Raw genomic sequence first — 24,231 nt, 5'->3', positions numbered from 1 at the left:
GGGAGCCGTTATGGAAGCCTGGTACTTACTCTATTGCAAACGTGGACAGCTATTGCGCGCGAAGGAGCATCTTGAGCGGCAGGAGGTGCATTGCCTCAGCCCGATGATCGCTCTGGAAAAGATTGTGCGCGGTAAACGCACCACGGTGAGTGAGCCGCTGTTCCCTAACTACCTGTTTATCGAATTCGATCCTGAAGAGATTCACACCACCACCATCAGCAGCACCCGCGGTGTCAGTCACTTTGTCCGCTTCGGCTCCACCCCGGCAACCGTGCCGTCGGCGGTCATCGAAGCGCTGGAAACCGACGTCCCGCAAATCCTGCTCGATCCTGAAACGCCACAGAGCGGCGATGAGGTTGTCATCACCGAAGGAACGTTTGAAGGGCTGCGCGCCATTTTTGCCGAGCCGGATGGTGAAACACGCTCGATCCTGTTGCTGAATCTCCTCAACAAGCAGGTGATGCGCAGCGTCGATAACAAGCAGTTCCGCAAGCTTTAAGCCAGTCTGAACAGCGTCCGCGCATTATGATCGATGCGGGCCGCCAGTGCCTCCGCACTCTCACCTCGCCATGTCGCCACCTGACTGACAATATGCGGTAAAAAGCAGGGTTCGTTGCGGCGCGAAGGCGGACGCGGACGCATGTCGCGCGGCAACAGGTAGGGCGCATCCGTTTCCAGCAGCAGGCGTTCGGCCGGGATCAGCGGCAGCAGCTCGCGCAGTTCCAGACCCCGACGCTCATCGCAGACCCAGCCCGTAATGCCCACAGATAACCCCATTTCCAGACAGGCTTCCAGTTCGTCGCGCGTGCCGGTAAAGCAGTGGATCACCGCACCCGGCAGTTTTGGCAGCCAGGGAGCAAGCACCGCAGCGAAACGCGCATGGGCTTCACGGCAGTGCAGGAACACCGGCATATTGAGTTCTGCGGCCAGCGCCAGCTGTGCGTCAAATGCATACTCCTGCTGCTCATGGGCCGAGAGGTTGCGATTAAAATCGAGTCCGCACTCACCAATGGCGACCACTTCCGGTTTTTCCGCCAGCCGGCGCAGGGTGCTGGCGATCTCCAGCGACCATTCGCTGGCATGATGAGGATGAACGCCCGCGGTAGACCAGCAAAAGCCGGGCTGGCCTTCAGCGAGTCGCTGAGCCTGCTGGCTCTCCAGCGCGTTGGTGCCGGTAATAAGCATGCCGGTGACGCCCGCATCACGCGCGCGTTTAACCACCTTTTGCCGGTCGGAGGCGAATTGCGTGCTGGTCAGGTTTACACCGATATCAAACATAATTTTTCCCACAGTTTGTAAAAAAAACCGCCCGGAGGGGCGGTCTGGATGGCTCGCTTCCCGCCTGTGCGGGTCATACGGTCAGCGTCAGGCGTCGGTATGTTTATCCTCATCCTGTGACCAGCGGCCTTTACCCACATAGTAACGGGAAAAGAATACGCCGACTTCAAACAGGCAGTACATCGGAATAGCGAGCAAAGTTTGGGAAAAAACGTCCGGAGGTGTGAGCAGCATCCCGACTACGAAAGCGCCCACCAGAATATAGGGACGTTTCTTTTTCAGATCTTCCGGGCTGGTGATACCGGTCCAGCAGAGCAACACGATCGCCACCGGCACCTCAAACGCCACCCCAAAGGCCATGAAGAGAGTCATGACGAAATCGAGGTATTTGGCGATATCCGTTGCGACCGTCACGCCGATGGGCGCGGTCTTGGTGAAAAAGCCAAATGCCAGCGGGAAAACGACGAAATAAGCAAAGGCCACACCGAAGTAGAACAGGAAGGTGCTGGAAAAGAGCAGCGGCATCACCAGCCTGCGCTCATGCCGGTAGAGCGCCGGGGCGACAAATGCCCAGACCTGATAGAGGATCACCGGCACCGCGAGAAACACTGACACGATGATGGTCAGCTTTATCGGGGTAAAGAACGGCGAGGCGACATCGGTTGCAATCATGCTGGAGCCCACCGGCATCTGACTGATCAGCGGTGATGCGACCAGCTGGTAGATGTCGTTGGCGAAATAGACCAGTACCAGGAAAATGACCAGTACGGCGATGATGCAGTTCAGTAATCGCTTACGCAGCTCAATCAGATGGCTGATGAGCGGTTGGGTATCTTCAACGGCCATTATCGTTCATCACCTGCAGAAGAGGAGGTCGCGGAAGGACGCGCAGACCCTGATGACCTGGCGGCGTCGCCAGCGGGTGCCTGTGCCGGTGCGCTGGCCACAGCAGCAGGCGCAGCAGAGGATGGCGCAGCCGGAGCGGATGGCGCAGCAGAGGGTCGCTGTGCGGCCGCGGCCGGTGCGGGTTGCACCGCGGCATCGGCACCCGCTACCGCAGACGGTGCCTGTGCCGGTGCGCTGGCCTGATGCTCTGCTGAGGCTGGCGTCGCGGCGGTTTCCGTCGCAGCAGGCTCAGGGGCATACCGGTGCTGTGCTGAGTGGATGGTGTTCGCTTCGTCTTCCTCTTTTTCAATGTCGATGCTCTGACTGACCGAGCGCTTCATTGAATCTGCCGTTTTACGCAGCTCTTCCATCGACTCCTTCAGCTCAGGGGAGAGCGTGCCACGGCCCGCCTCTTCCACCTTTTTCAGGCTCTCCTGCAACTCCTGCAGTTTGAGTTCCTGCGCCAGTTCATGTTGTACATTGGCTGCCAGCGAACGAATCGCCCTGATCCAGCCGACCACGGTTTTCACCGCAACCGGTAATCGTTGCGGGCCGAGTACAATCAGCCCGATCACGAACACCAATACCAGTTCACTAAAACCAATATCGAACACGGTTTACACCTGCTTGTCGTTCTTGGCTTCTTCTTTGTTAGCCGAAGTTTGCTGTTTGTCCGCCAGCGTTTTGGCAGCGAAGTCAGCGTCCTGCTCTTTCGGTTGATCCTTTTTGTCGTCCTCATCACTCATGGCCTTTTTGAAGCCACGAATCGAAGAACCTAAATCCGAACCCAGATTACGTAATTTATTGGTACCGAACAGAAGTACAACAATCACGGCAATGATTAACAGTTGCCAGATACTGATACCGCCCATGAGATAGCCTCTAATATTCTGTGAAAACGATAAGGTAATGCAGGACAGAGTGCCCTTTTTAGCCGGGCTTTAGCCAGCGACATTACCTTTTTTTAAACAGACGTGACAATCAGTTTGTCTTACGCCAGCCGATTAGCCATGAAACGATTCCTGCTGCCATCAGAACCGCCGGAAAGAGATCCCAGTCCGGTCGGGTGAGCAGAACTGCCGTTCCGCTTAGCAGCAGCGTGGCACCGACGCCAAACAGATAACGCGCCTGATGATGACGGACGCGCTGCGCATTGAGATCGCCCACTAATTTATCGACGCTGTGCCGTAAAAGCTTGTGCTGGCGCATGCTGTCGTAAAAGAGTTCTGGCAGCTCCGGGAGCTTTTCAGCCCAGAACGGCGCTTTCTCTTTGACCGCACGGATAATGGCGGGGATACCCACCTGATCCTTGATCCACTCTTCCAGGAAGGGTTTGGCCGTTTTCCACAGGTCGAGCTGTGGGTAGAGCTGACGGCCAATGCCTTCCACATAAAGCAGCGTTTTTTGCAGCAGCACCAGCTGCGGCTGCACTTCCATATTAAAGCGACGCGCGGTGTTGAACAGGTTCAGCAGCACATGCCCGAACGAGATCTCAGCCAGCGGCTTTTCAAAAATCGGCTCACACACCGTGCGAATCGCAAACTCGAAATCTTCGACGTTGGTATCGGGCGGTACCCAGCCGGAATCAACGTGCAGCTCGGCAACCTTGCGATAGTCACGGTTGAAGAACGCGATAAAGTTTTCCGCCAGATAACGCTTATCTTCTTTGTTCAGCGACCCCACGATGCCGCAGTCGATACCGATATATTGCGGATCTTCCGGGTGTTCATAGCTGACAAAAATATTGCCCGGATGCATATCTGCGTGGAAGAAGCTGTCGCGGAAGACCTGGGTAAAGAAGACCTGGACACCGCGTTCGGCCAGCAGCTTCATGTTCACGCCGTGGCGCTCCAGCGTCGCAACGTCGGAAATCGGGATACCGTAAATGCGCTCCATCACCATCATGGTTTCGCTGCAATAGTCGGAATAGACTTCCGGCACATAGAGCATACGGCTCTCTTCAAAATTGCGGCGTAACTGAATAGCGTTGGCGGCTTCGCGTAACAGGTTCAGCTCATCAAGCAGGGTTTTCTCATAATCGCGCACCACTTCGACCGGACGCAGACGACGGCCATCCGGCAGCAGACGCGGAACCCAGCGCGCCAGGCGATAGATCAGCTTCATATCCGCTTTGATCACCGGCAAAATGTCGGGGCGGATCACTTTGATCACCACTTTTTTGCCGTTAGATTTCAGCGTGGCGGTGTGAACCTGGGCAATCGACGCAGACGCCAGCGGCTTAATGTCAAAATCATCAAACCAGGTCTCGATGGGTGCGCCCATTGAGGCTTCAATCTGTGCTTTCGCTTTGACGCCATCGAAGGGCGCCACACGGTCCTGCAGGATCGCCAGCTGATCGGCGATCAGCGGCGGGAAGAGATCCCGGCGCGTTGACAGCATCTGACCAAACTTGATCCAGACCGGCCCCAGTTGCTCCATCGCCATACGCATACGCGCACCGGTCGGTTCATGCTGGTGCAGATTGGGGATCCAGAAAATTGAGCGACGCCACAGGCGGAACAGGAAAGTGAGACGTGTCTGCGGGATCAGTTCATCAAGGCCATAGGTCAGAAACACCTTCATGATCAGATATAAGCGGCGGATCTCTCCTAAACTCATTTTGCCTCCAGCTGCGCCAGACGCGCATCAAGCGCATCAAGCGAACGTTCCATCGCGTCGACCTCCTCAGAAAACCAGGCCAGTTCCAGTGAGCCAGGCGCAACACGCCACTCTTCGGTCATGGCCTGTCCGAGATATCCCTGACGACGCGCTGCTTCACCTTTGAAAAAGCGGAAAGCCTGCTGTGCCCGCTGACTGATGCCCTGCGCGGCGATGTCGCCCACCCAGGGAGCCAGATATTCCGCCGGATCCAGCTCTGCCAGATCCATCAGCGCCGAGAACTGCTGCACCACCTGCAGATCACCCTCTACCTGCAGTTCACCGCTGCGAATCAGCGGCGTCAGCTGCTGGCGATCGCGCAGCTTTGGCAGACTTTTCAGCGAGGTGATCACCGTGCAGTCGCTGCGGTCCTGCCAGTCAGCTAACACGTCCAGCTGCTGTTCACTGAACACCAGCACCAGGGGAGACGAGAACTCATTCAGGCGCAGTGTCAGGACTTTGCCATTCAGACGTTGCCGCGCCGGCTTAAGGCCGCGATCGCGGTACAGAATACGGTTCAGCGCCGTCTCCATGCCCGCCGTAATCAAAGGAGTCAGGTTCATCACCATCTCACTCAGAACTTAAATCCACGATGCAGCGCCACGATGCCGCCAGTCATGTTGGAGTAAGTGGTATTTTCAAAGCCGACATCATTCATCATCGCCTTCAGGGTCTCCTGATCGGGATGCATACGGATCGATTCGGCGAGATAGCGGTAGCTCTCAGCATCCTGCGCCACCAGCTGGCCGATACGCGGCAGAATGTGGAACGAGTAGGCGTCATACGCTTTGCTCAGCGGGTCCAGCACTGGCTTAGAGAACTCCAGCACCAGCAGGCGTCCGCCCGGTTTAAGCACCCGGAACATGGAGGCCAGCGCCTTCTCTTTTTCCGTGACGTTGCGCAGACCAAAGGAGATGGTGATGCAGTCGAAGTAGTTATCAGGGAAAGGCAGAGCTTCTGCGTTGGCCTGCACGTAACTGACGTTGCCCACCACACCCTGATTGCGCAGCTTTTCGCGGCCCATCTTCAGCATGGAACTGTTGATATCCGCCAGTACCACCTGACCGGTGTCACCCACCAGACGAGAGAATTTTGCCGTCAGATCGCCGGTGCCTCCCGCCAGATCCAACACACGCTGACCGCGGCGAACACCGCTGCTGTCGATGGTAAAGCGCTTCCAGATACGATGGACGCCAAAGGACATCAAATCGTTCATCAGGTCATATTTTGCCGCTACGGAGTGAAACACATCCGCGACTTTGTCAGCTTTTTCGCTTTTGGCGACCGTCTGAAAGCCAAAATGGGTGGTTTCCTGCTGTGATTCATCTGCCATCGGTTTTACCTGCTCCACAAACAATACTTTCCGAAGTGTATCAGAGTCACGGAAGTCAGGCACGCTGCGCCCATACTATTCGTGGAGGCGTCTCACACGCCTGTCACTGTCATCCGCATCCTCATCATCCCTGTCGTCATCTGCCATCCGCTTTTCCGGCATGGCCCGTTCGGCCAGCTGAGGATTGATAGGCCGTTTGATTTCAACGCCCAGCGCACGGAAGCCTTCCGTCTGCGCAATCAGGTTACCGCGCCCCTCTGCCAGCTTTTTCATCGCCTCGCGATAGCTGTTCTGCGCTTTGTCCAGACTGTGACCAATACCGCTCATGTCATCCACAAACAGCCGCATCTTGTCATAGAGGCGTGCGGCCCGATCGGCAATACGCTGTGAATTGCGGCTCTGGTGCTCATAGCGCCACAGATTATTGATGGTCCGTAACGCCACCAGCAGCGTGGTGGGGCTGACCAGCATGATATTCTGCTGCAGCGCCTCGCTAATCAGCTCAGGCTGGCGGTCGATCGCCAGTAAAAAAGCCGGTTCAACCGGAATGAACATCAACACATAATCCAGCGAGCGTAAACCGGGCAATTGTTGATAATCTTTTCGCCCCAGCAGGCGGATATGGGCCCGCATGGCGCTGACATGCTCCTGAATCGCCTGTTCACGTTCGATCTCATCATCCGCATTGAAGTAGCGCTCATAGGCCACCAGCGTCATCTTGGCGTCCACCACCACATCTTTGCCCTGTGGCAGCCGCACAATCACATCCGGCTGCATCCTGCCCTGCTGTTCAGACTGAATGCTGACCTGCGTTTCATATTCATAGCCTTCACGCAGCCCGGAGGCTTCCAGCACCCGGCTCAGGACCATTTCCCCCCAGTTACCCTGGATTTTATTGTCGCCCTTCAGGGCTTTGGTCAGGTTGAGCGCCTCCTGCGCCATCTGCGCATTCAGCTGCTGAAGCTGACGGATTTCGTGGGTCAGGGTGTGACGTTCACGCGCCTCTGCGCCAAAGCTTTCATGCACCTGACGACGAAAGCCATCCAGCTGTTCACGTAACGGGCCAATCAGGCTATCCAGGCTTTGACGGTTCTGCTCATCGACGCGACGGCCGCTGTTTTCGAAAATGCGGTTGGCGAGGTTTTCAAACTGGGCGCTGAGGCGTTGCTCGCTGTTGGTCAGCAGGCGCTGCTTCTCCTCGGCGGCAAAACGGGTCTCTTCCAGACGGATGGTCACCTCACGCAGCTCCGCTTCCTGCGCGCTATTGACCTCCAGCTGATTGCGCAGCTCGCGATTGAGCTGCTCGCTTTCATTGCGCCAGTAGTCGAGCTGCTGCAGCCGCTCCGTGGCTCCGCTCAGGGCACCGTGCAGCTGACGCAGCTCCTGTTCCCGCTCCCGGATCTGCTGCTGAAGCTGTTCAGTCTGCTGCTGCTGACGCTGCTGCGCCTCCTGCTGCAGACGGCGCTCAGTCTGGAAACTGGCGGCCTGGTGCCCGGCACGAAGCTGTGCCAGCATCCAGCCGATCCCGACCCCGGCAAGCGCCAGACAGATGCTGATGATGATGTGCTGATCCATGATTTCCCCGCGACTTACGCTGCTGAGGAAAAAGGTAGAGTCGCACTGTATGAATGTCCAGATAAATTTATTCGCGCTCAGCAACTTAGAGCGCGGTCACGGTCACCCTTCCCGCCTGCCACTCCTCAATCAGAAAAAAGGGCATCGGCAACAGCCACTCACCCTGCTTAACCTGCGCCAGATAGTGCCAGGTGGTTTCGCCCGCGGTGATCGCCACGCGCTGTCTGCTGCCGTCGGCCACACTGGCTTTCCCGGTCATACTGGCAAAGCCGGCATTGCTGCCCACGTGGAACTGCGGCGTCTGCCAGCGCACCGGCGCATGGGCAGGCCACGGCCGGGCCTGATGAAAGTGAAACAGTTCATCATGATTCAGCACGCTTTCACGTACCGTCGGCCATAACGCCACTTTGAGGAAATATTGATCGGTGAAGCGTTCGCTCCCCCGGTAGTGCGCAATAAAATCACGCATCGCCTGTTCCACGTTGTGAAAGACGCCATGACAGCCGCCCCACATCCCCGCCAGCAGCAGTTCGGTGTGGGAAAAGTAGTCACGCATATGGTGGAACCAGTAAGGTGAAGCCAGCCAGGCGCTGACCGCCGCCGCTTCGCGCTCTGAGAGCAGCGAGTCGGCATCGCGGACGATAAAGCGCTTCACGCCGGGATCGTCCATCACCAGAAAACGCCACAGGGTGGGAAACAGGGTTTTCTCATGCGACATATCGACCCGTTGCACATGCGGCTGGTCCAGTCGCTGCCAGACATGCTGCGGCACGCTGTCGTCAAGGTAGATGCGGCAGACCCAGCCGGGATAGAGTTCAGGTGCGACTTCAACGTTTTTAATCAGGGTTTCGCAATAGCGCGGCTGGTCACCAAACAGGCTGAAGGCAATGACATTCTGGTGCGGCTGTGTGAGATCGGCAGGTTCGGGCTGGGGAGCGGGAAACGCCACGCGCTGCCCCTGACTGAAACGCGCATCGGACTGCATCAGCGACGCCAGACCATAGCGCGCCACCTCATCCGGCTTATTCAGCCAGCCACAGACTTCCGTCAGGCCATCCAGCCAGGTTTCAGAGGCGGTGCTGCGCACCGCGGGCGGGGAGTGTGCGATCTTCTGATAGATTTTATAGGACTTCTGGTACTGACCCAGACGCAGCAGACAGAGCGCATAGTCGCTCAGCACCTGCATCTGCTGAGGCAGATAGCGCAGTGCCTCTTCGCAGCACTGGGCGGCCTGTGCATAGTCACCCTGCTGCATGGCGGCACGGAAGCGTTCGGCACCGCGTTCCAGCCGGGTATTAAGGGCGGCGGGATCGGCTTTGAATGCCGGTCGTCGGACAGGAAGTGTATTGCGCATAAGCCTTCTCAGGTTTCGCTGAAATGACGCGCCTTATACAGCAGCAGGCCCGATAGGGGCCCGCGGCCTGACGCGGCCTACAGCAAGCGACGCGCCGCTTCGACCACAATCTTCACTGCGTCGCTTTCTGTCTGTTTCATGGTGACCGCATCAGGGATCTCTTTCTGCGTACGGTTCACAATGACGCCTGCCACCATACCGGCGCGGAGGCCCTGGCTGGCGCACATGGTTAACAGTGTAGCGGATTCCATCTCATAGTTGAGGACACCCATCTCCTGCCACTCTTTCATCGATCCCTTGAAACGGCTGACGACGCGGCCTGAGACGGTGTCGTAGCGCTCCTGGCCCGGATAGAAGGTGTCAGAGGAGGCGGTAATGCCGATATGGGTTGTGGCGCCACAGGCTTCTGCAGCCGCCACCAGCGCAGTGGTACAGCCGAAGTCAGCCACCGCCGGGAACTCCATCGGCGCGAAATGCAGGCTGGCGCCATCCAGGCGCACGGAGGCGGTCGTGACCAGCACATCGCCGACGTTGATATGTGGCTGAATGGCACCCGTGGTGCCGACGCGCAGGAAGGTGCGCACGCCAAGCTGAGCCAGCTCTTCTACCGCAATCGAGGTCGAAGGGCCGCCGATGCCGGTTGAGCAGACAACCACCGGCTTGCCATCCAGCTTTGCCAGCCAGGAGGTAAATTCACGGTGTGAGGCGAGATGCGTGGCATCCTCCATCAGTCCGGCAATTTTCTTCACGCGCTCCGGGTCGCCCGGCACAATCGCCAGGGTGGCGCCCTGCAGATCGGCTTTCGTCAGGCCAAGATGGAAAACGTCAGACTGTGTCATTTGCAGACTCCTGTTAAGGGATGATAGCGCGCCACTCTACGCCAGCACGCCCGATAAATATGTGACAGCATTCACTTAAGAAAATGAAAGTTACATTTACCGGAAGAAAAAATGCGACATTAATCACACATTAACATCTTCTTCGCCCGGATAACGCCCGGTGGGGCTGTGTCGGGGTCAGGGCAATGTTAAAGAGGTGGATGCGTTTGTTCGCTGCTGATTCTGTTACCCGACACCTGGCACGCACGCTTTCGGGCCAGGCTATAGTTACGTGATTGCGCCAATGCTTGCACGGAGAGAATAATGAAACCCAGTGATACTTTGCCACAAAAACCGGCGACGGGCGGCTTTGCCCCAGCCGTGCAGCCCACCGCCGACACCACCATTATTACCGATAGTCCGGCCATTCACGCAGGTGAGACTTCCGTGCCCAGTCAGGGCGAAAACATGCCGGCCTATTTTGCAAAACCGCAGTCAGCAGAAGGTCCTTTACCCGTCGTGCTGGTGGTGCAGGAGATCTTTGGTGTGCACGAACACATCCGGGATATCTGCCGCCGTCTGGCGCTGGAAGGCTATCTGGCGATTGCTCCGGAGCTCTATTTCCGCGAGGGCGATCCCTCTGAGTATCATGATATCCCGACGCTGTTCAGCGAGCTGGTCAGTAAAGTGCCGGATACTCAGGTGCTGGCTGACCTGGACCATGCCGCCAACTGGGCCGCACGCAACGGCGGCGACATCCGCCGCATGGGCATTACCGGTTTCTGCTGGGGTGGCCGCATCAGCTGGCTCTACGCCGCGCACAATCCGCAGCTGCGCGCCGCCGTGGCCTGGTATGGACGGCTGACCGGCGACCGCACTCTGAAGCAGCAGAAGCACCCGATTGATATTGCCGTCGCGCTCAACGCGCCGGTTTTAGGACTCTATGGCGGACAGGACGAAAGCATCCCGCTGGAGAGCGTCGAGCAGATGCGACAGGCGCTGCATGCCGCCAATGCCACCGCCGAGATCATCGTCTATCCCGAAGCGGGTCATGCGTTTAATGCAGACTACCGCCCGAGCTACCATGCGGAATCGGCTCAGGATGGCTGGCAGCGGATGCTGACCTGGTTCAGGCAATATGGTGTGACCTCGCAGTAACTGAAAAAGGGGCGCGTCTGCGCCCCTTTTTTGCCACTCGGACCCGCTTCCCTACGCCGTCTCACCACGCAGTTTCTTCGCCGCCGTTACCATATTGGCCAGCGCCTGACGTGTTTCCGTCCAGCCGCGCGTTTTCAGGCCGCAGTCCGGGTTTACCCACAGACGCGCTGCCGGAATCCGTTGTGCGGCCTTCTGCAGAAGGGCCTCTATCCACTCAACGCTGGGAACGTTAGGCGAGTGAATGTCATAGACGCCGGGGCCGATTTCATTCGGATAGTCGAAATGCTCAAACGATTCCAGCAGCTTCATATCGGAGCGCGAGGTTTCAATGGTGATGACATCGGCATCCAGCGCCGCAATGGCATCCATGATGTCGTTGAACTCGCAGTAACACATATGGGTGTGAATCTGGGTGTCATCCTGCGCCACGGCCGCGGTAAGCCGGAACGCCTCTACCGCCCAGGTCAGGTAGGCGGCCCACTCCGACTGGTGCAAAGGCAGGCCCTCACGCAGAGCCGGTTCATCTATCTGAATAATCCCGATTCCCGCCTTCTCCAGATCTTTCACTTCATCACGCAGCGCCAGCGCGATCTGCTTTGCGAGGGTTTCCCGTGACACATCTTCACGCGGGAAAGACCAGCAGAGGATGGTAACCGGGCCGGTCAGCATCCCTTTTACCGGCTTGTCGGTCAGCGACTGCGCATAGCTGGCCCACTCCACGGTGATCGCCGCCGGCCGGCTGATATCCCCGATGATGACCGGCGGTTTCACACAGCGGGAACCGTAGCTCTGCACCCAGCCGTTCTGGGTGAAGACAAATCCCTCCAGATGCTCGCCAAAATACTCCACCATGTCGTTGCGTTCCGCTTCACCGTGAACCAGCACATCCAGCCCCAGCCGCTCCTGTTCGGTAATGGCCTGCCTGATATGTGCCGCGATGCCGGTGCGGTAGTGGCTGCTGTCGAGACGGCCCTGCTTAAAGTCGAGGCGCAGGCCACGGATCTCGGTGGTCTGGGGAAAAGAGCCGATGGTGGTGGTGGGCCAGGCCGGCAGTCTGAAACGCTGACGCTGCAGGGCAGCCCGCTCAGAATAGGCGCGCTGGCGCTGACTGAGCTGTGGCGTGATGGCCTGCAGACGCTGGCCCACTGCGGCATTGTGCACGCGGCGCGAGTGCGCACGGGCGCGCACCGGGGCACTCCATGCCTCCAGCGACGCCGCATCGTTCTGGTTCAGTGCGTGAGTGAGCAGCGAAAGTTCAGCACACTTCTGCAGGGCGAAAGCGAACCAGCTTTTGACCTCATCATCCAGACGGGTTTCCACGCTGAGATCGATCGGGCTGTGCAGCAGCGAGCAGGAGGAGCCGATCCAGACCTGTTCCCGCTGTGCAATCACCGGTTGCAGACGGCTGAACCAGCGGCTGAGATCGGCGCGCCAGACGTTACGCCCGTTGATCACCCCGAGTGACAGCAGCCAGCTGGCGGGCAGTTGCTGATTCAGCTGCTGGAGGTCATCGTGGCCATGAACCAGATCGACATGCAGGCCCTGCACCGGCAGTGCGCGAATCACCTCAATATTCTGTCCGATGCTGTCAAAGTAGGTGGTCAGCAGCAGTCTGCTGTGACCCTGCAGCGCGTCATACGCCGGTTTGAAGGCGTCGCGCCACGCCTGCGGCAGTTCCAGGGCCAGGGCCGGTTCATCAATCTGCACCCATTCGATGCCCCGTCTGGCCAGTTCTGCCAGCACCTGCTGGTAGACGGGCAGAATCGCTTCCAGCAGCGACAGGCGCTCGAACGGCTCACCTTTCACTTTACCCAGCCACAGATAGGTTACCGGCCCCAGCAGCACCGGCTTGATGTTGTGACCCAGTGCCAGCGCCTCATCGACCTCGTCCAGCAGCTGAGTCCAGGTCAGTTTAAACCGCTGTCCCCGGGTAAATTCCGGCACCATGTAGTGATAGTTGGTGTTAAACCATTTGGTCATCTCTGCCGCGGCGGCGGGTTCCCCGCTGGGGGCTCGACCACGGCCCAGGCGGAACAGGGTGTCCAGGTCAACGCTGCCCTCCGGGTTCTGATGGCGTGCGGGCACGTTGCCCAGCATCAGGCTGGTGGTCAGCACATGATCGTACCAGGCGAAATCGCCGACCGGCAGCAGATCGACACCCGCCGCTTTCTGCTGTTGCCAGTGGCGGGCGCGCAGTTCACGGCCCACCGCCAGTAAGTCCTGCTGCGAAATATCACCCGCCCAGTACTGCTCCAGTGCTTTTTTCAGTTCCCGGCGCAGGCCAATACGGGGAAAGCCGAGGGTGTGGTTCAGGATAGTCATGTGCTGTTCTCCAGATAATCTTTCACTCTGGCTTTTACAGGCAGCCAGAGAGGTTTAGCCGTCCAGATGTTTACACTGCTATAATCTGCGGGTACTGTATGTGGCTCAAGCGCAATATGTTCATTTTCGATGTGAAGGACCCTCATGATCGAACTCAAGCACCTGCGGACGCTTCAGGCTCTGCGCAATACGGGATCGCTGGCGGCGGCGGCGGCCCAGCTTCACCAGACGCAATCGGCGCTCTCTCATCAGTTCAGCGACCTGGAGCAGCGGCTGGGATTCCGCCTGTTCGTGCGTAAAAGTCAGCCGCTGCGGTTTACGCCGCAGGGCGATATTCTGCTGCAGCTGGCAGAGCAGGTGTTGCCGCAGATCCAGCACGCCCTGCAGGCGTGCCATGAGCCGCATCAGACCACGCTGCGGGTGGCGATCGAGTGTCATAGCTGTATTCAGTGGCTGACCCCCGCGCTGGATAAATTCCGTCAGAGCTGGCCGCAGGTGGTGATGGATTTCAAATCGGGCGTGACCTTTGATCCTCAGCCCGCTCTGCAGCAGGGTGAGCTGGATGTGGTGCTGACCTCCGATATTCTGGCGCGCTCCGGCCTGTTCTATTCCCCGATGTTTGATTATGAAGTGCGGCTGGTGCTGGCAACGGATCATCCGCTGGCACAGGTGGAGCAGATTGCCCCGGAAGATCTGGCCGATGAGGTGTTGATGATCTATCCGGTGCAGCGTCAGCGTCTGGATATCTGGCGTCACTTCCTGCAGCCTGCTGGCGTCAGCCCGGCACTGAAAAGTGTCGATAACACCCTGCTGATGATTCAGATGGTTTCCGCGCGCATGGGTATCGCGGCGCTGCCGCACTGGGTGGTGGAGAGTTTTGAGAAGCAGGGTCTGGTCGTGACCCGCACGCTGGGTGAGGGGCTCTGGAGTCGTCTTTACGCCGCCGTGCGCGAAGGTGAACAGCGGCAGCCGGTGCTGGAAGCCTTTATCCGTTTCGCCCGCCAGCACGCCTGTGAGCATCTGCCGTTTGTGCGTGATGCTGCGCTGCCCGGTGCGGTGTTGCAGCGGTAACCGGTCGGGCACAAACCTGCGCGAACGCTGGCAAAATCCCCTATAATGCGCAGCCTGTCGACTGACCATGAGAAGATCTCACCATGACTAATAACGATATTCTGCGCAGCGTGCGCTACATGCTTAATCTGAGCGATGCCGGAATGGTGAAGATTTTTGCGCTGGCGGAATGTGAGGTACCCGAGACGGATGTTCAGGCGTGGCTGAAAAAAGATGACGACGCCGCGTTCCGTCCCTGCCCTGATGTGCTGATGGGTTATTTTCTGAATGGCCTGATTTTTTACCGTCGTGGTAAAAGCGAAGAGGCGCCTGCCCCGTCGATCGAGCGCAAAATGAATAACAATATTTTCATGAAGAAACTGCGTATCGCGTTCGATCTGAAAACGACCGACATTCCTGACGTGCTGAAGCGCGCAAACTTTACCGTGTCGCAGGCGGAAGTAGGGGCGATTTTCCGCAAGCCTGACCATAAGAACTACCGCGAGTGTGGCGATCAGATTCTGCGTAACTTCCTGAAAGGGCTGGCGATGATCCAGCGTCCGAAGAGTGATAAACCGGCTTAATTTCTGATCGCTTCTGACCTCTGCGTGGTCAGAGGTGGCGCATCTGATCGCAAAGAAAGCCTGCATCCATGCAGCACGGCCTCGCCATCCCTGGCTCGGACGCTTTGCTCCCCCAGCTGCGCCACCCCTTCCCTCCCGCTTCATCAGGGCTTTGACAAGAGCAGCACCGGGCCAGCCATGCGGCGGACGCTTTACTTCTCAGCCCGCCATTCCCTCCTTCATGCTCGCACTGAGCCACGCATTTAACAGCGATGAGGCTGTTGCGCCTCCAGGCTTTACTACCCTGCATCACTCCTTCATGCTCCCACTGAGCCACACATTTAACAGCGATGAGGCTGTCGCGCCTCATGGGCTGGCGCGTCAGAAGAGCGAAGCGTCCGGGCCAGGGATGGCCCGGCCGATCCACAGGGAAGTGAGATTCCTTCGCGATCGGACGCGCCAGCCCGGGGGGCCTCACCTGACCCACAGCCACTGATTAGGTACGATTCTCCTTTAAGATCGGCTGCTGCGCCCCACCACCCAGCGCTTATGCACCCACAGCGAGGCGAGGATCACCAGCGCACCCGCAATAAAGCTCGGCCAGTGCGGTTTCTCCTGCCAGATTGCCAGATTCACCAGCAGCCCGGCGGGAACGTGCATGTTATTCATAATGCCCAGCGTGCCGGCATCGACCTGCGTTGCACCATAGTTCCACATAAAATAGCCCAGACCGGAAGCCGCAACGCCCAGCCAGACCAGAATGCCCCACTGCAGTGAGGTGGTCGGCAACTTCTGCGGATTACCCCAGGCGCACCACGCGATCACGGCAATCACGACCGCACCCAGATAGAACCAGGAGAAGGCGGTGTGCTGCGGCATCGGACGGGTCTCCTGCAGACGCTTATACCCAACCATTCCCGCCGCAAAACAGATGTTTGCCAGCTGCACTAACAGCAGCCCGAACCAGAAATGATCGCTGACTTTGTCATAACGGATAATCGCCGCACCGGCCACCGCCAGCAGTGCACTGAACACATAACCGATGCGCAGCGGACGACGGCTGATCAGATCGTAAATCAGCGTCACATACAGCGGCGTCATCACCGTAAACAGCAAAAATTCTGAAACGCTCAGATAGAGATAGGCTTCAAAACTCAGCAGATACATCACCCCGAGCTGCAGCATCCCCACCAGCATATAAAGCAGCAGCGTTGAAGGGCGGTAGCCGCGCCAGCGCAGGAAAGGCAGGAAGACCAGCGCAGCCAGCGCCAGACGCATCAGCACGGAAAACCAGCTGTCCACCTGCCCGGCAAGGTATTCGCCAATCAGACTGAACGAAAAGGCCCACAGAATAGTGGTAATAATTAATAAGAACACGGTCATGACCCTGAAATTAACAGGCCGCCAGTGTAAACAATGTGCTGCCATCAGGCTGTGAAATCTGGTTGACATCTGACTATAAAACACTCGATCAGAATCTTTAAGCAGCGGACCGTTTACACAGACTGACATAACTGTCGACAGAACCGCTTTTCCGCCAGACAAAATGCGCGAAATGATCCATCAGGTGAACACTTTCGCTCTCAACTGTAATAAAACTGTAACAAATGTGTCATTCATCACAGTAACGCTGCGCAACTAACACTATTCTTTGCGCGAAATGGAACATCGGATGGCCATTTTCTCCTCTTTTCCTGCTTCAACCTGCCGGGAATTCAAAAACCATAATGTGCCCTGGAGGGCCTCACTGATGCTGAGCATTTTTAAACCTGCGCCACGCCAGCCACAGGTGGCAGAGGATCGTGTCGATCCCCTCTACCGTCGTCTGCGCTGGCAAATTTTCATCGGGATCTTCTTCGGTTATGCCGCCTACTATCTGGTCAGAAAAAACTTTGCGCTCGCGATGCCCTATCTGGTCGAGCAGGGTTTTTCGCGGGGCGATTTAGGGTTTGCCCTGTCGGGCATCTCCATCGCCTACGGCTTTTCAAAATTCATCATGGGATCGGTGTCGGACCGCTCAAACCCGCGCGTCTTCCTGCCGGCTGGCCTGATTCTGGCCGCGGCGGTGATGCTGATCATGGGATTTGTGCCCTGGGCGACCTCCAGCATCATGGTGATGTTTGTACTGCTGTTTATCTGCGGCTGGTTTCAGGGGATGGGCTGGCCGCCGTGCGGACGCACCATGGTTCACTGGTGGTCACAGAAGGAGCGCGGCCGGATCGTCTCGGTCTGGAACTGCGCCCATAATGTGGGCGGCGGTATCCCCCCGCTGCTGTTTCTGCTGGGCATGGCGTGGTTTAACGACTGGAAAGCGGCGCTCTACATGCCCGCTTTTGGCGCGATTGCCATTGCGATTCTGGCCTTTGCGCTGATGCGCGATACCCCGCAATCCTGTGGCCTGCCGCCGATTGAAGCGTATAAAAACGACTATCCGCCCGACTACGATGCCAGCCATGAAGAGGAGCTGACGGCAAAGCAGATCTTCATGAAGTACGTGCTGCCGAACAAGCTGCTGTGGTACATCGCGCTGGCCAACGTGTTTGTCTATCTGCTGCGCTACGGCATCCTCGACTGGTCTCCGACCTATCTCAAAGAGGTGAAACACTTCACGCTGGATAAATCCTCCTGGGCCTACTTCCTGTATGAATATGCGGGAATACCGGGGACGCTGCTCTGCGGCTGGATGTCGGATAAAGTGTTCCGCGGCAATCGGGGGGCGACCGGGGTGTTCTTTATGACGCTGGTCACCGTCGCGACCGTCATCTACTGGCTCAATCCGGCGGGTAACCCCGGCGTCGATATGGCCTGTATGATCGTGATTGGCTTCCTGATCTACGGTCCGGTGATGCTGATTGGTCTGCACGCGCTGGAGCTGGCCCCGAAAAAAGCGGCAGGAACGGCAGCGGGCTTTACCGGCCTGTTCGGTTACCTGGGTGGGTCGGTGGCCGCCAGCGCCATTGTCGGTTACACCGTCGACTACTTCGGCTGGGATGGCGGCTTCCTGGTGATGATCGCAGGCTGCGTGCTCGCCGTTATTCTGCTGCTCCTGACCATGGTCAGCGAACACAGACACAAACAGAAAATCGCCTGACGGTATAAAAAAAGGGCCGGATAACCGGCCCTTTTCATTCATCTGCTTATGCGAGGTAAAGTGCGCGCAGCGTCTGCGGCACCGCATCATCCGCATTCGATCCAATCACTTCCAGCGCCGGCAGCGTATCTTTCAGCCGCTGATGAGCGTTCTGCATGATACAGCCCTTACCTGCCATGCTCAGCATCTCCACATCGTTCATGCCGTCGCCGAAGGCGATACAGCTTTGCAGCGAATGACCCAGCTGCTTCGCCACGGCTTCCAGCGCATGCCCCTTCGACACGCCGCCCGCCATGACCTCCAGACAGGTGGGCAATGAGAAGCTGACGTTAACGCGATCACCCCAGCGCGCTTCGATGGCCTGCTCCATCGGGATCAGATGTTCAGGGTTTTCGCAGGTGAAGAAGACTTTGCTGATGTTATCGGTTGGCAGCAGACCTGGCTCATAGACCTGATAATTGAACACCGACTCGCGGAAGTAATCCTGTTCCGCCGGACTTGAGCGGCTGACAAACCACTCATCATCCCGGTAGACGTGAGTCAGGATTTCGTTGTGGTGATATTGCAGGCCAAACAGATCGCTGGCGATGTCGGCATCCAGATTGTGACTGAAGACCAGTTCGCCCGCCGCGTTGTGAACGCGCGCGCCGTTTGAAGTGATCATATAAGCCGGAATCGCCAGGCTGTCGCGCATCTGTCCGACATCGATATGATGACGGCCGGTCGCGAAAACGAAGTGGATATCTCTGGCGACCAGCTGCTGCAGCGTTTCGCGTGCAAATGGGGTCAGGCGATGTTCGGGAGAAAGCAGCGTGCCATCCAGGTCGGATGCAACGATGTGGTACATGAAAACCTCGGGTATCGGAGTCTGCCGGCTTTCGCCGGTCGGATAAATAACGTCAGTGATGCGCTGAAAAGAAGTCGACCACTGCATTGAGCGCTTCGGCACGCATCGCGTCTTTTTCAAACAGGATCTCATGACGCGCGCCGTTGATCACCCGCGGCGTGTTGCCCTCACACGGATGACCCGCCGCAGCCATCGCGGCACAAAACAGGTCCTGCGAACGGTTATCGACCACCCGATCCTCGCTGGCCTGTAACAGCAGCAGCGGCGTGGTGATCTTATCCACCTGGCTGATGATGTTGCGACCGGCATGGATGCCTTCGCGCACCCAGTGATAGGTCGGCCCGCCAACGCGAATCGCCGGATCATCAGCATAAAAGCGCAGGTTACGCCGGTAACGCTCAGCACTGTGCGTCAGCCGGTTGATGCCAAACGGATGCGCGCGCCAGCGTCCGGTGCCGAGCGCATAGCCATCGCGCACCGCCGGTCGTTTCTCCGCCCAGTCGAGAATCCGGTGGGTCAGGAAGGCGGGCAACGGCAGCGCAATACCAAACATCGGGGCCACAAGGGCAACCGCATGAAAAGCTTGCGGCTGCCGCGCCAGAAACAGCGTTAATATTGCGCCCCCCATCGAGTGAGCCAGCGCATAACGCTGCTGATAGTGTCCGCTGACGATCTCTTTCAGATAGAGGGTTTCGAGATCGTCGACATAGTGGGTAAATTCCACCACGTGGCCGCGGTGTGAGTCCTCCAGCAGGCGATCGGAGCGCCCCTGGCCGCGATGATCGAGGATCACCACATCGAAGCCACAGTGAAACAGATCGTAGGCCAGCTCGGGGTATTTGATGTAACTCTCGATGCGGCCGGGCACAATCAGGATGACACGCGTGTGTTTCGGTGACGTGAACCGGACGTAACGCAATGTCAGATTGCCGACGCCGGTAAACTCACGCTCTTCACGGCTGTGCCAGAAGTCGAGCAGCGGACCGGTTGCAAAGGCAGCAAAGGCTTTTTCGCGTCGCAGCCAGCTGGCTTTGTGTGGATTCATTCGCCCTCCTGATGACCGGATAAAGAGTCCCTGTTGCCGTACGCAGGCCGTAGCGCCGCGCTTATTTCTGGCGTATTGTGTCACACTTCCGCCCCTAAAGAGAGCGCAACCCATGACCATCGAATGGTGGCTGACCTATCTGCTCACCACCACAATTCTCAGCCTGTCGCCCGGCTCCGGCGCGATTAACACCATGAGTACCGGCATCAGCCACGGCTATCGCGGCACGGTGGCATCCATCTCAGGCCTGCAGGTCGGGCTGGCGCTGCATATCGTGCTGGTAGGCATCGGGCTGGGGGCGCTGTTTTCCCAGTCGCTGCTCGCCTTTGAGATTCTGAAATGGGCCGGTGCGGCCTATCTGGTCTGGCTGGGTATTCAGCAGTGGCGCTCAGCGGGCGGTATCGACCTGGACGCGGTCGCTAAAGCGATGCCGCGCCGTCGCCTGTTCAAACGTGCCGTGCTGGTGAACCTGACCAACCCCAAAAGCATCGTCTTTCTGGCGGCGCTCTTCCCGCAATTTATTCAGCCGCATCAACCGCTCTTTATGCAGTATCTGGTGCTGGGCGTGACGACCGTAGTGGTCGATATCATCGTGATGATTGGCTACGCCACGCTGGCGACCCGCATTGCGGGCTGGATTAAAGGGCCAAAACAGATGAAGCTCATGAACCGTATTTTCGGCGGACTGTTTATGGCGGTCGGCGCCCTGCTGGCCAGCGCCAGGAAGATCGCCTGATCCTGACGCGCCGGCCCGCCAGGGCCGGCGCGATCGCTTCTCTCTCATCACACCGCCGGCACGGCACGCAGCACGATGATGCCCGGCACTGACCGCATATATTCCCTGAACGGCGCATCGACAACCCGGCGGTTTTCAGCCCGCGAGGAGGCGTTCCTGAACCACAACCGGCCATCGTGCCGGACGGCAATCCCCACATGTGAGACATCCAGCCCCGCCGCGGGCGTATAAACCCCGACGTAATCGCCATTCTGAATCTGGTCAAGCAGCCGGGGCGTAAGGGCGCGGGCCGGAATGTAAGTGATCGGACGCGGCATCACGCCCAGACCCGGCACTTTTTCTGTTCCGCTGGCCTGACGATTGAGTGGTTTCATCACCGTCACCGCCGCCGGGCTCAGTGTGCGGGTGACGTCATCGGCAATCGGCGGGCTGTCAGCAGCCCAGTCAGAAAAAAAGTGGCGCCGTTTCAGGTAGCTGACCTCGCCATCCCGATAACGGGTGCGGATAAGGCTGGCTTCAAAGCTGGGGCGATCGTGGCTTTGGCTCAGCGCCTGCACATAATCCAGCAGCGTAAAGCAGTCTACCCCGTAGAGGTTGATCACCAGCGCTTCGGGCGTCGCAGGCGAGCCGATCAGCGTATGGGCCTGATAAGGTGTCCCGAGAAAAGCCGCAGAGATCCGGCTAATCCTGTCACCCTGCGGCAGGCCGGGCGCAGGAAGCTGCGCCAGCATCGACGTCACCTTATCCGTCCGGATCGGCTGCGATGCCGGATAACGGGTCGCCGCCGGTGACGCGCAGGCGCTGATGCCCGCACTCATTAACAGCAGCAGCAGCGCTTTCATTCTCATCATCCTGTTCCTGCAAAAATATGCCCGGTTACCGACCTTACCAGAGGTGATGCCTCGGTAGATTAACACCGGGTGACGATTGAGTGACGGTTAAGGTAACGGGATAAACGGTGAAGCAGAGTGTGATCGCTGTCACATGAGGAAGAGACGATGGGAGGTGAGAACCCTGCCGGACGCGCCTCGTGCACGCCGGCATCCGCGATGCTTAGCGGGAGATAATCAGATGGATGCCGAAACCGGCAAAGAGCACCCCTGCCATACCATCCACCCATTTTGCCAGGCGCTGATATTTCGCACGCATCCACGGCAGGGCAAAGATTGCCGCCACCAGCGCAAACCAGGCAAAAGTTTCCGCGATGATCAGCAGGAACAGACCCCAGCGCTCCGTCGCGCCGACATCATCCCCGACAAACAGCGAGAAGACGCTGCCGAAGTAGATAATCGCTTTGGGGTTTGAGAGATTCGTCAGCAGCCCCTTGAGAAAGCTCATGCCGCGTTTTGGCAGCTCGACCACCGGCTCATCCTGCTGCGGCTGTTTATGGCGCTGACGTGCCGAGCCCATCAGCTGCCAGCCCATCCACAGCAGATAGAGTCCGCCACCGACCATGATGATCTGATGCAGCCAGGCCATTTTCTCCAGAATCAGATGCAGCCCCATCAGCGCCACTCCCGCCCAGACAACGATACCGAGCGTAATGCCCAGCACGCCCATCATCGCCTCTTTGCGTGAGCGGCTGGCAGCCGTCTGTGAAACGAAAAAGAAATCCGGACCGGGGCTCATCAGCGCCACCAGGTGTACCAGCGCCACAGTGGCAAATAACATCAGCATAATCAGTGTCCTTTACTCTTCATCGAGATGCTCTTTGATCATCACCAGGAAAGGTTTGCCAAAGCGCTCCAGTTTGCGGTGACCCACGCCATTGACGCTGAGCATCTCTGACGCGCTGACCGGCATCTGTTCTGCCATTTCAATCAGTGTGGCGTCATTGAACACCACGTAAGGCGGAATATTCTCTTCATCGGCGATCGCTTTTCGCAGCTTACGCAGCTTGGCAAAGAGCTTGCGATCGTAGTTGCCACCGTGAAACTTCGCCGGACTGCTGCTCTTCGTCTTCGCGGTAATCAGGCGCGGCACCGCCAGCATCAGGGGCACTTCACCGCGCAGCACCGGGCGGGCAGCTTCGGTCAGCTGCAGCGCCGAATGCATGGCAATGTTCTGCGTGACCAGCCCCAGATGGATCAACTGACGCAACACGCTGACCCAGTGCTCGTGACTCTGATCTTTGCCGAGTCCATAGACCGGCAGTTTGTCATGGCCCTGTTCCCGGATACGCTGATTGTTGGAGCCGCGCAGCACCTCCACGATATAGCCCATGCCGAAACGCTGCCCCACGCGGTAGATGCCGGAGAGCGCCTTCTGCGCCTCGACCAGACCATCATACCGTTTAGGCGGATCGAGACAGATATCGCAGTTATCGCACGGCTGCTGGCGCCCCTCACCAAAGTAGTTGAGCAGCACGAGGCGGCGGCAGGTCTGCGCTTCCGCAAACGCGCCCATGGCGTTGAGCTTATGGCGTTCAATATCCTGCAGCGGCCCCGGCACTTTCTCTTCCAGACACTTACGCAGCCAGGCCATATCTGCCGGGTCGTAAAGCATCATCGCCTCGGCGGGCAGACCATCACGGCCGGCACGGCCGGTTTCCTGGTAATAGGATTCGATGTTACGCGGGATATCAAAGTGAACCACAAACCGGACGTTGGGCTTGTTGATGCCCATCCCAAAGGCCACCGTCGCCACCACGATTTGCAGATCGTCACGCTGAAACGCTTCCTGCACTCTGGCGCGCTGTTCGCTGTCGATACCGGCATGATAGGCCCCGACGCTCAGCCCACGGCTCTGCAGGCGCGCGGCGGTGTCTTCCACCTTCGCCCGGCTGTTGCAGTAGATAATGCCGCACTTGCCGCGCTGATCCTGAACGTAGCGCAGCAGCTGATCGGTGGGCTTAAATTTTTCCACCAGGGTGTAGCGGATATTGGGACGGTCGAAGCTGCTGATCTGGATCAGCGGGTCCTGCATGTGCAGCAGGTTAACGATGTCGTTACGGGTGGTTTCATCGGCGGTCGCGGTCAGCGCCATCACCGGCACTTCCGGGAAGCGTTCACGTAACCGGCCCAGCGCGCCATATTCCGGACGGAAATCGTGCCCCCACTGCGAGATACAGTGCGCCTCATCCACCGCCAGCATCACGGGCTGCCAGTGTGCCAGATTGTCCAGGAAGTTATCCATCATCAGGCGTTCAGGGGCGATGTAGAGCAGCTTCACCCGACCGGTGCGGCAGTCAGCCATCACCGTCTGCTGCTGTTCGCGCGTCATGGTGGAGTTGAGACACGCCGCGGCCACGCCGTTTGCCAGCAGCTGATCGACCTGATCTTTCATCAGTGAGATCAGCGGCGAGACCACCAGCGTCAGGCCTTCGCGCACCAGCGCCGGGATCTGATAGCAGAGCGATTTACCGCCGCCGGTGGGCATGACCACCAGACAATCGCGCCCGCTCAGCGCCTGATTGATGATCGTCTGCTGACCGGGACGAAACTGCTGGTAGCCGAAGGTATCCTGCAATACCTGCTGCGCCAGCGCTTCCTGATTGAGAACTGCCGAGGTTGCCACGC

The 24,231-nt window shown here is 58.3% G+C and carries 23 protein-coding genes; 6 read left to right on the top strand and 17 right to left on the bottom strand.

All coding sequences use genetic code 11. The annotated features are described in order from the left end of the window. Nucleotides 1-10 precede the first annotated feature (10 nt). Nucleotides 11-499: a transcription/translation regulatory transformer protein RfaH gene (rfaH, locus tag S7A_RS05025; protein ID WP_009088512.1), complete on the top strand. Its 489-nt coding sequence runs from the start codon at nt 11-13 to the stop codon at nt 497-499. Here the strand turns inward: rfaH and tatD are convergent. From tatD to udp, 10 genes are all read right to left on the bottom strand, one after another. Next, the gene (gene tatD, locus S7A_RS05020) at nt 496-1,278 is read right to left on the bottom strand and encodes a 3'-5' ssDNA/RNA exonuclease TatD (RefSeq protein ID WP_009088510.1); all 783 of its coding nucleotides are present in this window, start codon (nt 1,276-1,278) and stop codon (nt 496-498) included. The genes rfaH and tatD overlap by 4 nt on opposite strands. An 87-nt stretch (nt 1,279-1,365) precedes the next feature. Continuing rightward, nucleotides 1,366-2,124 (bottom strand): Sec-independent protein translocase subunit TatC, encoded by a 759-nt coding sequence (gene tatC, locus S7A_RS05015; protein WP_009088508.1) that lies wholly within the window; start codon nt 2,122-2,124, stop codon nt 1,366-1,368. Then, nucleotides 2,124-2,777, bottom strand: a complete 654-nt coding sequence (gene tatB, locus S7A_RS05010; protein ID WP_009088507.1) for a Sec-independent protein translocase protein TatB — start codon at nt 2,775-2,777, stop codon at nt 2,124-2,126. The genes tatC and tatB overlap by 1 nt, the downstream gene beginning before the upstream one ends. 3 nt (nt 2,778-2,780) lie before the next feature. Then, nucleotides 2,781-3,035: a Sec-independent protein translocase subunit TatA gene (gene tatA, locus S7A_RS05005; protein ID WP_009088506.1), complete on the bottom strand. Its 255-nt coding sequence runs from the start codon at nt 3,033-3,035 to the stop codon at nt 2,781-2,783. Between the two features lie 109 nt (nt 3,036-3,144). Continuing rightward, complete coding sequence (gene ubiB, locus S7A_RS05000) at nt 3,145-4,782, bottom strand: ubiquinone biosynthesis regulatory protein kinase UbiB (RefSeq protein ID WP_009088503.1); 1,638 nt, start codon at nt 4,780-4,782, stop codon at nt 3,145-3,147. Beyond that, nucleotides 4,779-5,384 carry an SCP2 domain-containing protein gene (locus S7A_RS04995; RefSeq protein WP_009088501.1) on the bottom strand — a complete coding sequence of 202 codons (606 nt, stop codon included), beginning with the start codon at nt 5,382-5,384 and terminating at the stop codon, nt 4,779-4,781. The genes ubiB and S7A_RS04995 overlap by 4 nt, the downstream gene beginning before the upstream one ends. An 11-nt stretch (nt 5,385-5,395) precedes the next feature. Continuing rightward, nucleotides 5,396-6,154 carry a bifunctional demethylmenaquinone methyltransferase/2-methoxy-6-polyprenyl-1,4-benzoquinol methylase UbiE gene (gene ubiE, locus S7A_RS04990; RefSeq protein ID WP_009088499.1) on the bottom strand — a complete coding sequence of 253 codons (759 nt, stop codon included), beginning with the start codon at nt 6,152-6,154 and terminating at the stop codon, nt 5,396-5,398. Nucleotides 6,155-6,229: 75 nt separating this feature from the next. Next, nucleotides 6,230-7,729 (bottom strand): DNA recombination protein RmuC, encoded by a 1,500-nt coding sequence (gene rmuC / locus S7A_RS04985; RefSeq protein WP_009088497.1) that lies wholly within the window; start codon nt 7,727-7,729, stop codon nt 6,230-6,232. 85 nt (nt 7,730-7,814) lie between these two features. Next, nucleotides 7,815-9,083 carry a lipopolysaccharide assembly protein LapB gene (locus tag S7A_RS04980; RefSeq protein WP_009088494.1) on the bottom strand — a complete coding sequence of 423 codons (1,269 nt, stop codon included), beginning with the start codon at nt 9,081-9,083 and terminating at the stop codon, nt 7,815-7,817. A 77-nt stretch (nt 9,084-9,160) separates the two neighbouring features. Further along, nucleotides 9,161-9,922, bottom strand: coding sequence for a uridine phosphorylase (udp, locus tag S7A_RS04975; RefSeq protein ID WP_009088492.1), 762 nt, complete (start codon nt 9,920-9,922; stop codon nt 9,161-9,163). A gap of 303 nt (nt 9,923-10,225) precedes the next feature. Here udp and S7A_RS04970 point away from each other — a divergent pair, with 303 nt between their 5' ends. Next, the gene (locus tag S7A_RS04970; RefSeq protein WP_009088490.1) at nt 10,226-11,059 is read left to right on the top strand and encodes a dienelactone hydrolase family protein; all 834 of its coding nucleotides are present in this window, start codon (nt 10,226-10,228) and stop codon (nt 11,057-11,059) included. 51 nt (nt 11,060-11,110) lie between these two features. On the opposite strand, the gene metE is transcribed toward S7A_RS04970, so the two are convergent. Further along, nucleotides 11,111-13,381, bottom strand: coding sequence for a 5-methyltetrahydropteroyltriglutamate--homocysteine S-methyltransferase (metE, locus tag S7A_RS04965; RefSeq protein ID WP_009088488.1), 2,271 nt, complete (start codon nt 13,379-13,381; stop codon nt 11,111-11,113). A gap of 144 nt (nt 13,382-13,525) precedes the next feature. Here metE and metR point away from each other — a divergent pair, with 144 nt between their 5' ends. Together metR and S7A_RS04955 are read left to right on the top strand one after the other, a co-directional pair. Beyond that, complete coding sequence (gene metR, locus S7A_RS04960; protein ID WP_009088486.1) at nt 13,526-14,452, top strand: HTH-type transcriptional regulator MetR; 927 nt, start codon at nt 13,526-13,528, stop codon at nt 14,450-14,452. An 83-nt stretch (nt 14,453-14,535) separates the two neighbouring features. Next, entirely contained in the window at nt 14,536-15,015 is a 480-nt protein-coding gene (locus tag S7A_RS04955) for a DUF1456 family protein (protein ID WP_009088484.1), read from the top strand. A 492-nt stretch (nt 15,016-15,507) separates the two neighbouring features. Here the strand turns inward: S7A_RS04955 and S7A_RS04950 are convergent, their stop codons facing one another. After that, nucleotides 15,508-16,371 carry a carboxylate/amino acid/amine transporter gene (locus S7A_RS04950; protein ID WP_033736487.1) on the bottom strand — a complete coding sequence of 288 codons (864 nt, stop codon included), beginning with the start codon at nt 16,369-16,371 and terminating at the stop codon, nt 15,508-15,510. Nucleotides 16,372-16,744: 373 nt separating this feature from the next. Between S7A_RS04950 and glpT the strand changes: the two genes are divergently transcribed. Beyond that, entirely contained in the window at nt 16,745-18,085 is a 1,341-nt protein-coding gene (gene glpT / locus S7A_RS04945; RefSeq protein WP_009088478.1) for a glycerol-3-phosphate transporter, read from the top strand. A 46-nt stretch (nt 18,086-18,131) separates the two neighbouring features. Here glpT and yigL read toward each other — a convergent pair whose 3' ends face one another. Further along, nucleotides 18,132-18,932 carry a sugar/pyridoxal phosphate phosphatase YigL gene (gene yigL / locus S7A_RS04940; RefSeq protein ID WP_009088476.1) on the bottom strand — a complete coding sequence of 267 codons (801 nt, stop codon included), beginning with the start codon at nt 18,930-18,932 and terminating at the stop codon, nt 18,132-18,134. A 52-nt stretch (nt 18,933-18,984) separates the two neighbouring features. Beyond that, nucleotides 18,985-19,977 (bottom strand): lysophospholipase L2, encoded by a 993-nt coding sequence (gene pldB, locus S7A_RS04935; protein WP_009088474.1) that lies wholly within the window; start codon nt 19,975-19,977, stop codon nt 18,985-18,987. A gap of 112 nt (nt 19,978-20,089) precedes the next feature. Between pldB and rhtB the strand changes: the two genes are divergently transcribed. After that, nucleotides 20,090-20,713 carry a homoserine/homoserine lactone efflux protein gene (gene rhtB, locus S7A_RS04930; protein ID WP_003854387.1) on the top strand — a complete coding sequence of 208 codons (624 nt, stop codon included), beginning with the start codon at nt 20,090-20,092 and terminating at the stop codon, nt 20,711-20,713. A 47-nt stretch (nt 20,714-20,760) separates the two neighbouring features. Here rhtB and S7A_RS04925 read toward each other — a convergent pair whose 3' ends face one another. From S7A_RS04925 to recQ, 3 genes are all read right to left on the bottom strand, one after another. Next, nucleotides 20,761-21,561 carry a DUF1460 domain-containing protein gene (locus tag S7A_RS04925; RefSeq protein WP_033736133.1) on the bottom strand — a complete coding sequence of 267 codons (801 nt, stop codon included), beginning with the start codon at nt 21,559-21,561 and terminating at the stop codon, nt 20,761-20,763. A gap of 205 nt (nt 21,562-21,766) precedes the next feature. Then, nucleotides 21,767-22,390 carry a threonine export protein RhtC gene (gene rhtC, locus S7A_RS04920; protein ID WP_009088470.1) on the bottom strand — a complete coding sequence of 208 codons (624 nt, stop codon included), beginning with the start codon at nt 22,388-22,390 and terminating at the stop codon, nt 21,767-21,769. A 12-nt stretch (nt 22,391-22,402) separates the two neighbouring features. Beyond that, nucleotides 22,403-24,229 (bottom strand): ATP-dependent DNA helicase RecQ, encoded by a 1,827-nt coding sequence (gene recQ / locus S7A_RS04915; RefSeq protein ID WP_009088468.1) that lies wholly within the window; start codon nt 24,227-24,229, stop codon nt 22,403-22,405. Between the last annotated feature and the right edge of the window lie 2 nt (nt 24,230-24,231).

The organism is Pantoea sp. Sc1 (assembly GCF_000255315.1).
GTDB lineage: Bacteria > Pseudomonadota > Gammaproteobacteria > Enterobacterales > Enterobacteriaceae > Pantoea > Pantoea anthophila.
This window is presented reverse-complemented; position numbering and strand designations above follow the sequence as displayed.